Origin of the sequence: Corynebacterium sp. HMSC28B08, from assembly GCF_001806865.1 — a bacterium.
Classification (GTDB): domain Bacteria; phylum Actinomycetota; class Actinomycetes; order Mycobacteriales; family Mycobacteriaceae; genus Corynebacterium; species Corynebacterium auriscanis.
Genome location: NZ_KV786158.1, coordinates 126,191 through 138,169 on the forward strand (window position 1 = coordinate 126,191; position 11,979 = coordinate 138,169).

Genomic DNA, 11,979 nt, shown 5'->3' on the forward strand with positions numbered 1-11,979 from the left:
CCCCATCGCCCTATTCTCATAAGGTTGCATTATCCCCAATAGAAAGCCTCATTTCACTGTGCGCACCCACTTCAGCGTTCAACTACAGAGATGAAGCCACCGTGCGATGACCGCCTGAAGAGAAAGGGCAATAATCATGGCCAATCCGGAAACCGGCGCCTCACGCAGTATGAATGACAGTGCCACTTCACACGATTCTTCCAATCCCACTGCCTCCGGTAGCAACACCGGAAACGCTACCCCTCATGGTGACGAGACTGCTGCTGGCCCAACCACGCATTCAGCCAATACGAGCACAACCAACCATGCGGGTGGTGTGGCCACACTTGACCCGACTCACACAGACCCCCCGGGCCGCCCCACACGTCGTACAGGCGGTCTGAAACACCGCCACCTTCACTTCATCGCTCTAGGGTCAGCCATTGGCACCGGTTTGTTCTATGGTTCCTCGTCAGCCATCCAAGCAGCGGGGCCATCGGTACTGTTCATGTACATCATCGGCGGCGCGGTCGTTTACTTCATGCTGCGTGGGCTTGGCGAACTCGTACTGCGTAACCCACATTCCGGTTCCTTTGCCGAATACGCCACACGCTACTTGGGCAGCTGGGCCGGATTCATCACCGGCTGGATGTTTGCTCTTGAAATGATCATCGTTTGTCTAGCGGACCTTTCCGCCATCGGCATCTACATGAGGTTCTGGTTCCCTGATGTAGACGCCTGGGTGTGGGTCGCCGCCACGCTGTTGCTCGTGGGCGCTGCGAACATCGCCAGCACCAAGATGTTCGGTGAACTAGAGTTCGGACTCACGCTGGTTAAGGTGGGCGCCGTCGTAGCCATGATCCTAGGTGGGGCGGCCGTTATCATATTCGGGTTGTCCGATTCTCATTCGACGGGCCCCGGCAACTTGGTGAATGATGGCGGATTCTTCCCTAACGGTTTCGGGGGCTTCCTTGGAGCATATATTCTTGTACTCTTCGCCTTCGGTGGTACGGAGATCATCGGTGTGGCCGGCGCCTCGACTGATAATCCACGAAAGGCAGTGCCCAAAGCGATCAACACCGTTCCCTTCCGTATTCTGCTGTTCTACGTGTTGTCCATCTTGATCATCTTGCTGATCAACCCTTGGCGCACGATTGATGGCGAGCAGTCGCCGTTTGTTCAGATCTTTAGTTCGCTGGGCATCACGTGGGCCGCCGCCCTGCTCAACGTCGTGGTGATAACCGCCGCAGTTTCAGCTATCAACGCGGATATCTTCGGCGCTGGTCGCGTTCTCACGGGCCTAGCGAAACAGCGGCTTGCACCGCAGTTCATGAAGAAAACCTCCGGCGATGTGCCCGTCATCACCACCGCCGTGCTCCTCCTCATCCTCGTTGTGGGCGTTGTCCTCAACGCCATGATTCCGGAGAGGATCTTCACCATCTTCGCCTCATTGGCTACGTTTGCGACGGTGTTCGTCTGGTTGATGATCCTTCTCTCCCACGTGGCTTCCCGTCGCGGACTCAACGCAGAGCAAGTATCTGCGATCCAGTACCGCGTACCCCTGTGGCCCATCGGCCAATACTTCGCAATCGCCATGATCATGGTGGCCTTCGGTGTGCTGGCATGGATCGAGGAGTTCCGCGTTTCCTTGGCAACCGGTGCCGGATTCATCGTTATTATGAGCGGTTTTTACTTTTTCATGAAGCCCGGCAAGGCTCAGGGCGAGCTCGCGCCCGCCTGACCATTCCTCCGCCCGCACCCCGCCTCCCCGCCCGCACCAGGCCCCCCTAAGCCAACCGCACCAGGCCCCCTTAGCCAACCGCACCACCCCGGGCGCCCATACGCTCCCCCCCGCACCTGCGAGTTAGCTATTCGTTTTCCTGCGCCTGCGAAGCGGTTTCCTCCTCGTTACCGGGTTCCGTTGCCTGCAGTGCAGGCTCCGAACGCCCCAGCATCTCGGTGCTCACACCGCCGGCCACATTGTTCAATTGCCGCCGGTCGAACCGTTTGAGTACCTCGTTGTCATACAGCGCCACAATGTTTTGCGGCAGGCTTTCGTCGAGGCAAATACTTGCAATCCCCGGATCCGAAGCAGCCACCCCAGCAGGCAGGGCCGCCATCATTGTGCTGTGGGTAATGTCGCGCCACTTCGCCAAATCGGGCTTTTCTTCTTTCCTATACAGTTCACGAAGCTGCTGGGCCTTGTGGGCGTCGAGTAAATCCAACAGTTCCCCCACGCAACCGAAAGTCACCCCAATCTTTCCGGTGCGAAGATCCGTTATCCGCTCCTTGGGGTCGACAACTACCCGATCAAGCTTGAATTGAGTTTCGGTCTCGGGATCCGTCTTCTCCAGCGCGTGCAGGTAGTACAACCCCAGGGAATCGACCTCCCGCTGCTCCATCTTCGCCGGCGCTACACCCCCTTGTGGCACGCCCAAACGGAGGACCACGTCACTACTACCGTGGCAGCTACTTACTGCGACGCCCATCGCCGCGACCATCAACATCACTGCACAGGTCTTGGCTTGGCGCGCGATAGTGGATGCGATTGGTCCACGAACTGGAGCGCTGGCGTTCATAGTATTCCCTATCTGGCTTTCGAGGCGGAGCTTAGAACCACGTCAGGTAGTAGGCAACAGCAAATGCCATGACGGGCACGATATTCCACAGTGAGCGGAGCCGAAAACCCTCTCCAGCTACGGGAGCACGGCCGGCAAGAACCACAGCAATCAATGCCACTGCGGCTGCAACGGTATACACGCCTACGAAGGAATGGCCAACAAGGAGGAAAAAAATGGCCACACCAACCAATCCACCGCAGAACAATCGCCCGATAAGGTGCACTAAAATCTGCCTTCCAACACAATCTATAATCCCCGTCTAGTTTACTCCCCACCCCGGACTGTTCTTCACTCGACTGTTGATGCAGTTGCTGTTGCACCCCGTGGAGTTAGCCCAGTACACAGGGTGCGTTAGACTAACAATCATCATGTCTCAAGTAACTGAATCCGCTGTCCGCAGCGCGCTATCCCGCGTAGAGGATCCCGAGCTTAATAAGCCGATAACCGAGCTCGGTATGGTGAAGTCAATCGAGATCAACGGTTCCGATGTAGCCGTAGAAATCTACCTCACCATCGCCGGTTGCCCGATGAAAAACCACCTGGTTGAGAGAACTCAGCAGGCTACCGAATCCGTCGATGGCGTGGAAAAGGCCACCGTCACCACCGACGTGATGAACGATGACCAGCGCCGCGAACTGCGCATGAAGGTTCGCGGAGATTCCGCCGATCCGGTTATTCCCTTCGCTCAACCAGATTCCACCACCCGCGTGTACGCCATTGCCTCCGGTAAGGGTGGCGTGGGTAAGTCCAGCGTGACGGTCAACCTCGCCGTGGGCTTGGCCAAGCGCGGGCTGAAGGTCGGCATCATTGATGCCGATATTTACGGCCACTCCATCCCTCACCTGATGGGCAGCACAGATAAGCCACACCAGGTTGATGAGATGATCATGCCGTTGCAGGCCCACGGTGTGAAGTTGATTTCCATTGGGCACTTCCTGGGCGATAACTCCCCGGTCGTGTGGCGTGGCCCTATGCTGCACCGTGCGATTCAACAATTCCTAGGTGACGTGTTCTGGGGCGACTTGGACATTCTATTACTCGACTTGCCACCGGGAACCGGAGATGTGGCGATTTCCGTGGCGCAGCTGGTCCCGAATGCGGAGTTGCTGATTGTTACCACCCCGCAGGCTGCCGCCGCCGAGGTCGCCGAGCGCGCCGGTTCCATTTCCCAGCAGACTCGTCAGCGCATCGGTGGTGTGATCGAGAACATGAGCTGGATGAACATGCCGGATGGTTCCAAGATGGAGGTCTTCGGCTCCGGCGGCGGTCAGTTTGTCGCCGATCGACTGTCGAAGATTGCCGGCACCAAGGTTCCCCTGCTCGGTCAAATCCCATTGGATCCCAACCTCCGTATCGGTGGCGATTTGGGTAACCCCATCGTCATCTCAGAACCCGAAAGTGAAGCCGCCATCGCCTTCGGTGGGATCGCCGATCACCTGTCGATGCGGCGCTCGTCGTTGGCCGGTAAGTCGCTCAACCTTGGGGTCACGCGCAAGTAAGCCGCTAGGAAGGTTTATTTCGGCGGGGTTCGCCCCTCTTTAGAGTTATATCCCGTCGCGGGGTTAAACCAGTCGCCCGAGTGTGACCTTTCACCCTGGGGGTGGGTTGCCCCACAGAAACGACGTTGTTTTAGATCACATCGTCCCAACCACCAGCATTGCCGGTTTGCCCGCCGCCGGTAGTCGCCTGGGGTGGTTGGGATTTGGTGTTTTCCGATACTGGTACAACTGCCCCCGCGGTCTGCGTGGACCCTGTGGCCTGGGCGGACCCCGCGGCCTGGGCAGCATTAGTTTGCACGCCCGCGCCCTGCTCTCCCCTCCTTTGAGCACCCGCAATGTGGTCGCCACCGATGTTCCCAGCAATACCAGAGCCCGCCCCACCTGCACGAGCCTCCATGGCGAGGTGATCCGCCGCCTGTTGTACTGGGCTTTCACCACCCGTGCGGACTTGCTCTCGCGATTCTCCTGCGGTTGCTTGCTGTGTTATCTCGACGCCACCCTGAGCCCCGGTTCCCTGTTGTCCACTTGCACTAGCGTTAGTTCCTGCCCCCGCTCCGCGTAGGGTATCCCGCAGGTTAGGCTGTCGAATCGTTTCGACGGTATCGCGGAACTGGTTTTTCGTGTCGTCGAGGGACGTCAGGTAGCTTTCGTCGCCGTCAAAAAGTGTCTTGGTGATGAATCCGCGTGCGCCCATCTGTCGCACGCTGTTCAATTCCGCGAGGGGCTCGGAGAACTCGCGAATTTCCTCGCCGAATTCGCCATCCAATTGTTGCCGGGCTTCGCCAACGGCATTCCGAATCGCCAGCATGATTGCTCGGAGCTCTTTGATCAATCCTGGCAGTCGCTCTGGGCCGATAACCAATAGAGCGACCACGAAAATTATCGCAAGCTCTACCCATCCAACACTTGAAAACACGCTCTTTACCTTAACTCACAGCCACTGCGACTCGCTCGATCAAAACTGTTCACTGTTCCCAGCGTATACCCCAGGCGGGCCCCACTAGCGCTGTGAAAGCCTCCGCAAAATCAATCCCACCCGATCGGAAAGAGTCTCCGGTCGCCGGCATCCGTCAGCGGCGAAAGTCCGTTTGCCATGAGCGACTGCGGGTTGTGCACTGCCTACGGTCGCAGCTTCGGGAATTCTCGCTAGTTTCTCGCGCAAGGTTCCGCTAGCCCGGACCGGAACTTCGTGCTCTCGAAGTCGCTCAGCGGCCACCCGCTGCGCATTGACTTCTTCTCGGCACTGCTCGCAGTGCACCAAATGCACCTTGGCACGGTGCTCTGCTTTCGGGCTGAGCTCGTTGTCGACGAGCGCCGCGATGGCCTCGAGGGAGAGGTGGTCCACGGACAGTTCACGATTGAAATCGTCCAAGAAAGATGCCACGACTACTCCTTTCTGGTGGCCAACCGCTGACTTAACTATTCACCGCTTCCGCTGGCACGAATGTTAGCTGCCCAGCTTCGCGCTGCAGGTGACTGCGAAGCTGCGCACGGGCGCGGTGAATCCGGGAACGAACTGTTCCCAATTTTAGACCCAATGTACGGGAAATCTCGTCGTAGCTCATTCCCATGCCATCACACAGTACAACTGCAACACGGAATTCGGGCGACAGCTGGTCCAGCGCTTGTTCTAATGCTGGATCGATATTGTTCATCTCGTACGCCACATCAGGAGCAGCAATCGTACCCTCTACTCGGTCGTAATCCTCGGGCAACTCCTCCATGCGGATGGTGGAACGTCGCCGGACCATATCGAGGAACAAGTTGGTGGTAATGCGATGCAACCAGCCTTCAAATGTCCCCGGTTGGTAATTCTTCAGACTGCGAAATACTCGCATGAATGTGTCTTGGGTGAGGTCTTCGGCATCCTGCTGGTTGCCCGAGAGCCTGTACGCCAAGCGATACACACTATCGGCGTGTTCGTTAACCAACTGCTCCCACGTTGGCATTTTTCCGATTCCGGCATCAAAATCCGCGGTACTAGCTCCGGCCGCAATCGAGTCACTCATGTCTCTTATTGTGACTTATTTCCCTCCCAAAAATCTAATCTCGACCTGTTTCTTACCTGTGAATCTCAAACCTCGTCGGTCACAGCAGTCACGGCAGTTCACTCGCTTTTCTTTTTTCGACGCCACACGCAGACATGCCGCGTACCCAGCGCAATGTACCCGTATTCCTCCCCTAGGCTTGTTCCTTGTGAATGCCTCATCTGCAACCCCCGAACAAGCCATCGTCGCTCACGTCAACCGCACGACGAACCACGATGAAGCGCTCCTCGTCGCAATAGAAGCCGCCGAGGAATTTGGGCTGATGTACCCGGACACAATTACGGGCGAATTTCTCACATTCCTAGCCGCGCATGCTGGGAGCTCCGCGACTCTCGCTGGACACACCCCCACTGCAATCGTGATGAGCAGCGCATCCGGTGTGGTTGGATCCTACTTATTCGCCGGCATGTCCGACGGTCACCTCACGTGCATTGAACCGGAGGTGCAATACCAACAGTTGGCGAAGGAAGCTTTTGCGGCATCCGGAAAGCGACCCAACAGCTTCCGCTTTCTCCCTAGCTCTCCACTCGATGTTGTGAGCCGCCTCGCGCAGGAAAGCTACGATCTCGCCGTAGCTGAAGCCCATGAGGAAGACCTCATTCCACTGGTGAGAGCCACGCTACCCGCGCTCCGACCGGGTGGCTTGATCGTCCTCATGGACACGCTGGTTGATGGCCTCATTGGCGATGAGTCCCGCACGGACCGGCAAACCACGGCAGCTCGGGAAGCAGACGAGTTCTTCCGCGAACTGGAGGGCGTTCAGGTTTCGCGCCTGCCCTTGGGCGCGGGGCTAACGTTGCTGACAAAGGTCAGCGCCCCGCAGAACTAACACAGCTAATCAGCGCCCCGCAGAGCTAACGCTGCTAATCAGCGCCCCATAGGCCTAACGCAGCTAATCAGCACACCGCCAACAAGCTGAGCGAGGTGAATCTCCATCGCGCTGAGCTTCAGCCTGCTGCGGCGCCCCCCAGTTCGAGAACCCGAGACTAAACCCGCTGGTTCTTTCCAATACAGACCACGCCGCCATCAGAGACCTTGAACCGTTGCTCATCCAACGAGCGGTCCACGCCGACAATCTGACCATCGGAAATGACAACGTTTTTATCGATGATTGCGTGACGTACAACCGCACCCTTACCGATACGCACGCCAGGCATGATCACACAGCCTTCCACTGTTGCGCCCTCATCCACAATCACATTCTCGCTCAGCACGGAGTTACGAACGGTACCGGCGGAAATGATGCAACCCGCCGAAACCATGGACGACTGCGCGATTCCGCCCTTGACGAACTTGGCCGGTGGCAAGTTACCGGTCTCTGCAGTGTGAATTGGCCACTGCTGGTTATACAGGTTGAAGATAGGGTGAACGCTAATGAGGTCCATGTGCGCTTCGTAGAAAGCATCCACCGTACCCACGTCACGCCAGTATCCCTTGTCGCGGTCGGTTTCACCTGGCACGTAGTTCGAGGAGAAGTCGTAGACCTGCGCCTGGCCCTTATCCACGAGCATAGGGATGATGTCACCACCCATATCGTGATTGGAAGCTTCATTCTCGGAATCTTCCAACAGCGCTTCAATCAGTGCTTGAGCAGTGAACACATAGTTACCCATCGAGGCGAATGAGACTTCCGGATCATCCGGCACGCTCGGAGGATCCGCCGGCTTCTCCAAGAATTGCTCGATGCGACCGTCATCACCGGCCTGAATCACGCCGAACGCGGTGGCGTCGGACCTAGGCACCCGAAGGCCTGCGACCGTAACCCCAGCACCGGACTCTATGTGCTCCTTGACCATTTGCGCAGGGTCCATGCGGTACACGTGATCCGCGCCGAAGACGATGATGTAATCCGGCTGCTCATCGTAAACCAAGTTAAGGGACTGCAAGATCGCGTCGGCACTACCGGTAAACCAGCGCTTGCCAAGGCGTTGCTGTGCCGGGACTGGAGTGATGTATTGTCCGGCCAGACCCGACAACTGCCACGATTGGGAAATGTGGCGGTCAAGGGAGTGGGATTTGTACTGGGTCAGCACACAGATCTTGTAATAGCCGGCGTTGACCAAGTTGGACAGCACAAAGTCGATCAAGCGGTAGTTGCCGCCGAAGGGAACTGCCGGCTTCGCGCGGTCAGCGGTAAAGGGGAAAAGGCGCTTACCTTCACCACCCGCCAGAACGATGGACAAGACGTTCGGAGTGTTCTTCACACCTTCCACCGTAATGCCGCGCGCGGAGTTTTGCTTGGCGAAATCGATCACATCACTTTTGCGGGGAACCCTTTGACTTCCGGCCTACCCAAACAGGGTGGCTTACGACGGGAAACTTGTTTAAGCGTGGCTTAAAGTCATAGATATGCGTATCGCGATGCTGACCAAAGAATACCCACCGGAGATTTACGGCGGAGCCGGCGTGCACGTTACCGAATTGGTACGGCACATGCGGGAATTGGAGACTGTCGACGTCCACTGCATGGGTGGTCCTCGCCAAGAAGAAAACGTCTACGTTCACGGCGTGGACCCAGAATTGAAAAACGCCAATGCTTCCGTGCAGACCCTCTCCACGGGTCTGCGCATGGCAAACCAGCTCAATGCAGGTGGGCCCGTAGATGTGGTGCACTCTCACACGTGGTACACCGGCCTCGGTGGCCATGTTGGCGCGCTGCTTAATGAGATCCCGCACGTAGCCACCGCGCACTCCCTAGAGCCACACCGCCCATGGAAGCGCGAACAGCTCGGGGGAGGCTACCTAGTGTCCTCGTGGTCGGAAAAGAACGCGATGGAAAATGCCGATGCAGTAATCGCGGTCTCAGCCAAGATGAAAGAGGCGATTCTAGATGCCTACCCAGCCATCGATCCGGATCGCATTCACGTAGTACTCAACGGCATTGATTCGCAGTTGTGGCAGCCCCGCCCCATTTTCGCCGAGGCCGCAGAGACCACGGGCCGCTCCGTCTTGCAGGAAATTGGTGTTGACCCCTCCCGCCCCATCGTCAGCTTCGTCGGTCGCATTACGCGCCAAAAGGGTGTACCGCACCTATTGCGCGCTATACGCCACATGGATAGCGAGATCCAGGTTGTCTTATGTGCAGGCGCACCGGACACCCCGGAAATCGAGGCGGAGGTTACCGGTCTGGTCGAAGAGCTGCAGTCCAACCGCGATGGCGTGTTCTGGGTCAAGGAAATGCTGCCTAAGGAAAACTTGCAGGAAATCCTCACGGCGTCCGATGTATTCCTCTGCCCTTCCATCTATGAACCCCTCGGCATCGTGAACTTGGAGGCCATGGCCTGCGGAACGGCAGTTGTCGCATCGGATGTGGGTGGCATTCCCGAGGTTGTGGTGGATGGCTCTACCGGCACTTTGGTTCATTACGACGCCCACGAGGCCGAAGCCTTCGAGCAGGACTTGGCTCGCGCTACCAATGACCTCGTTGCCGACCGCCGCAAAGTACGCGCTTTTGGGCAGGCTGGGCGTGACCGCGCTGTGGATACTTTCAGTTGGGCCACGATCGCTCAACAAACTGTGGACGTATACCGTTCGTTGCTGTAGCGGATACTTCCTGCATTGCTGTAGCGGATACTCCCTGCGTTGCCGTAGCGGATATGCCCACCCCTCCCCTAATAAGCACCTCAGATAGTTGTTTGGGGTCTCTAAGGACACCGACCCGCGTCAACGTTCGCTGGTATACATGGGGACATGGAAAACTCCCTCCGCTTAAACCGCCCGGAGTTGCACATCACTGCAGAAACCGGTGTGCTCGAAGCTCCGGCTGGCGCCATCTTCGCCGATGGCGCCATTCACGTGTTCCACCAGTTCCGGCCCACCCCGACTTCTGGGGCAAAGTGGGCGCACCAGGTAGCTTCCTCCGTGGCCTACGACTGGGACGTTTGCGATGATGTTCTGGCCCCCGAAGGCGATGAAATCGATATCCTAGCCGGATCGTCGGTAGGCACGGACGAGGGCGTCGAACTATTTTTTGTTAGCACCACTGCCGACCAGGGTGAGGCAACCGGTCGCGGTGAGCTTCTAGGGTCAGAGATTGACCACGGGGATAAAGGGGCGCGCCAATTCCAGATCCAGCGTGCAGCGATCGACAACATCTCCGAAATGATTGATGTTTCGGACGATCCGTCCACAATCGACCCGCACGTCCGCCGCTTGGGCCCCATCTCGATTGACGATTCAGCCTACGCAGTACGCGATCTAGTGACACCGTGTGTGATCCCCCATGAGCAATTCGGTGGCTGGGTCATGGTGGCGTTGGCTCTGGAGGGTGAAACCGAAGCACGCATCGTGGTGTTGAGCTCTACTGATCGCCAGAACTGGAAGGTTGAGGGGCCATTGCAGCTTGAAGGGGACGCAAAGCTGCCCACGAGCCGACCATTCGCACCGCGCATCGTCCGAATGGACGATGTTGTAACCGGTGAGGCCAAGGATGTCGTTGTGGTGACCTTCCCCAACGAATCTGCACCGTCGCGCGAGACCGCTGGCTACCTAGTGGGAACACTGGACGGCAACACCCTGCACGTCTCCACCGATTTCCGACCGCTCGATTTCGGTCCGGATTTCACTCGACCTCGCATAATCCAAGGCGAAAGCACCGTTATGTTTGGTCTAGTAGGAACGCATCCGCAAGCTGTGGGTGTGGACTCGTGGGCCAACTGCCTATCGGCGCCCCGTCATCTGACATTGGCCGATGGCAAGCTTTACCAAGACATCGTGGGTGCTCCCGCTGCCGTTCGCGGGTTCTCCGACTACGGAATCATCTACACCGCACAACTGGATGCCAGCAAGGGCAAGGTTGTGGCCGATCTAGTTAACCAAGACGGGAAGGTAGTGCTGACGATCACCTACACGGCAAATGAAATTAGCATTGCCCGTGACGGGGTGAACACAGTCAGTGCGCCTTTGGACGACGCGGATAGCGATACCTTGGCGATCTTCGTGGACGGGCCGGTGTGTGAAGTATTCGCTGATGGTGGGTCTGCCACGTTGACCAGCACGGTGCTCTCCGAGCAACCCGCTAGTGCCATTGAAGTCAAAGCGCACGATGGCGCAAAGGTCATCGCCAGCATGCGCACTAAGGGCAAGGAAATCCAGCGACGCAACGCTGGGCTAACTTCGCCAGAGGAGCAAGAGCGTTTTATGCGCGAAGCTCTGCTCGCGGACCGCGAGCTCGCAACGGGGGTGGACGAGGAACTGTAGTGTTCACTCAGCTGCTGCCCCATTGCGGTTGGTAGCAGTTCCACCGTCGGGCACCTCGATGTTGGCAGCAGTTCCGCCGTCGGGCACCCCGATGTTGGCAGCAGTTCCGCCGCCGGGCACCCCGATTACGAACGATTTGGGTACGAGATGTCCACCACCCATATCTCACCGGGCCACCCCCCGCCCACATCTCACCGGGCCACCCCCCGCCCACGCGCTAGTACGCAAAATGTGCAGCAGAACTCTGACAAAATGCGGCAATTTTGTCGGACTTCTGCTGCACATTCATTGGTCATCGTGAGAATACCGGCACCAGGATTGGTCATCGTGAGAATACCGGCACCGGCATTGGTCAACGTGAGAATACCGGCACCGGCATTGGTCAACGTGAGAATACCGGCACCGGGACGTTCGAAAGAACCTCCCATACCCTTCCCGAATTCGCCTCCTGCAACCCGAACAATCTCACCCGCGGAGTTGACAACCTCTATGGGGACACTCCCGGTTCCACAGTGGTCACGGACCCGGGATTCGCAGCTGTAGGCTCCGCTGCCTAGTTGCGCATCGATATGTTGGCCCACTTGTTTGCACCCGACAAGGCTGTTGCCGACAGCACTACCAACGCGGTTCCCG

13 protein-coding genes are annotated in these 11,979 nt (G+C 57.8%); 5 read left to right on the plus strand and 8 right to left on the minus strand.

The genetic code is table 11. The features are described 5' to 3' along the window. The first annotated feature begins 136 nt into the window (after nucleotides 1-136). Nucleotides 137-1,720, plus strand: a complete 1,584-nt coding sequence (locus HMPREF3098_RS02555; RefSeq protein WP_246815818.1) for an amino acid permease — start codon at nucleotides 137-139, stop codon at nucleotides 1,718-1,720. A 127-nt stretch (nucleotides 1,721-1,847) separates the two neighbouring features. Here the strand turns inward: HMPREF3098_RS02555 and HMPREF3098_RS02560 are convergent, their stop codons facing one another. Together HMPREF3098_RS02560 and HMPREF3098_RS02565 are read right to left on the minus strand one after the other, a co-directional pair. Further along, nucleotides 1,848-2,558 (minus strand): hypothetical protein, encoded by a 711-nt coding sequence (locus tag HMPREF3098_RS02560; RefSeq protein ID WP_070433863.1) that lies wholly within the window; start codon nucleotides 2,556-2,558, stop codon nucleotides 1,848-1,850. A 31-nt stretch (nucleotides 2,559-2,589) separates the two neighbouring features. Beyond that, entirely contained in the window at nucleotides 2,590-2,781 is a 192-nt protein-coding gene (locus HMPREF3098_RS02565; RefSeq protein ID WP_141739642.1) for a hypothetical protein, read from the minus strand. Nucleotides 2,782-2,968: 187 nt separating this feature from the next. Here HMPREF3098_RS02565 and HMPREF3098_RS02570 point away from each other — a divergent pair, with 187 nt between their 5' ends. Beyond that, nucleotides 2,969-4,099 carry an Mrp/NBP35 family ATP-binding protein gene (locus tag HMPREF3098_RS02570; RefSeq protein WP_035114131.1) on the plus strand — a complete coding sequence of 377 codons (1,131 nt, stop codon included), beginning with the start codon at nucleotides 2,969-2,971 and terminating at the stop codon, nucleotides 4,097-4,099. 130 nt (nucleotides 4,100-4,229) lie between these two features. On the opposite strand, the gene HMPREF3098_RS02575 is transcribed toward HMPREF3098_RS02570, so the two are convergent. The 3 genes from HMPREF3098_RS02575 to sigE all read right to left on the minus strand — a co-directional run bounded on the left by HMPREF3098_RS02575 (nucleotide 4,230) and on the right by sigE (nucleotide 6,108). Beyond that, nucleotides 4,230-5,015, minus strand: coding sequence for a twin-arginine translocase TatA/TatE family subunit (locus HMPREF3098_RS02575; RefSeq protein ID WP_246815819.1), 786 nt, complete (start codon nucleotides 5,013-5,015; stop codon nucleotides 4,230-4,232). 84 nt (nucleotides 5,016-5,099) lie between these two features. Further along, on the minus strand, nucleotides 5,100-5,483 hold the full coding sequence (locus tag HMPREF3098_RS10900) for a zf-HC2 domain-containing protein (RefSeq protein WP_083283976.1): 384 nt from the start codon (nucleotides 5,481-5,483) through the stop codon (nucleotides 5,100-5,102). A 31-nt stretch (nucleotides 5,484-5,514) separates the two neighbouring features. Beyond that, nucleotides 5,515-6,108 carry an RNA polymerase sigma factor SigE gene (sigE, locus tag HMPREF3098_RS02585; RefSeq protein WP_070433866.1) on the minus strand — a complete coding sequence of 198 codons (594 nt, stop codon included), beginning with the start codon at nucleotides 6,106-6,108 and terminating at the stop codon, nucleotides 5,515-5,517. A gap of 187 nt (nucleotides 6,109-6,295) precedes the next feature. Between sigE and HMPREF3098_RS02590 the strand changes: the two genes are divergently transcribed. Next, nucleotides 6,296-6,976: an O-methyltransferase gene (locus HMPREF3098_RS02590; protein ID WP_070433867.1), complete on the plus strand. Its 681-nt coding sequence runs from the start codon at nucleotides 6,296-6,298 to the stop codon at nucleotides 6,974-6,976. A gap of 157 nt (nucleotides 6,977-7,133) precedes the next feature. On the opposite strand, the gene glgC is transcribed toward HMPREF3098_RS02590, so the two are convergent. Continuing rightward, nucleotides 7,134-8,351, minus strand: coding sequence for a glucose-1-phosphate adenylyltransferase (gene glgC / locus HMPREF3098_RS02595; protein ID WP_070433925.1), 1,218 nt, complete (start codon nucleotides 8,349-8,351; stop codon nucleotides 7,134-7,136). Between the two features lie 145 nt (nucleotides 8,352-8,496). Between glgC and glgA the strand changes: the two genes are divergently transcribed. After that, a complete protein-coding gene (glgA, locus tag HMPREF3098_RS02600) occupies nucleotides 8,497-9,690 on the plus strand; it encodes a glycogen synthase (protein WP_070433868.1) in 1,194 nt (397 codons plus the stop codon). A 147-nt stretch (nucleotides 9,691-9,837) separates the two neighbouring features. Then, nucleotides 9,838-11,346, plus strand: coding sequence for a GH32 C-terminal domain-containing protein (locus HMPREF3098_RS02605; protein WP_070433869.1), 1,509 nt, complete (start codon nucleotides 9,838-9,840; stop codon nucleotides 11,344-11,346). A gap of 3 nt (nucleotides 11,347-11,349) precedes the next feature. Here HMPREF3098_RS02605 and HMPREF3098_RS11480 read toward each other — a convergent pair whose 3' ends face one another. Beyond that, nucleotides 11,350-11,508 carry a hypothetical protein gene (locus tag HMPREF3098_RS11480; protein ID WP_168155976.1) on the minus strand — a complete coding sequence of 53 codons (159 nt, stop codon included), beginning with the start codon at nucleotides 11,506-11,508 and terminating at the stop codon, nucleotides 11,350-11,352. A gap of 29 nt (nucleotides 11,509-11,537) precedes the next feature. After that, on the minus strand, nucleotides 11,538-11,979 hold a 442-nt coding region (locus tag HMPREF3098_RS11640), incomplete at its 5' end, for a hypothetical protein (protein ID WP_210385924.1).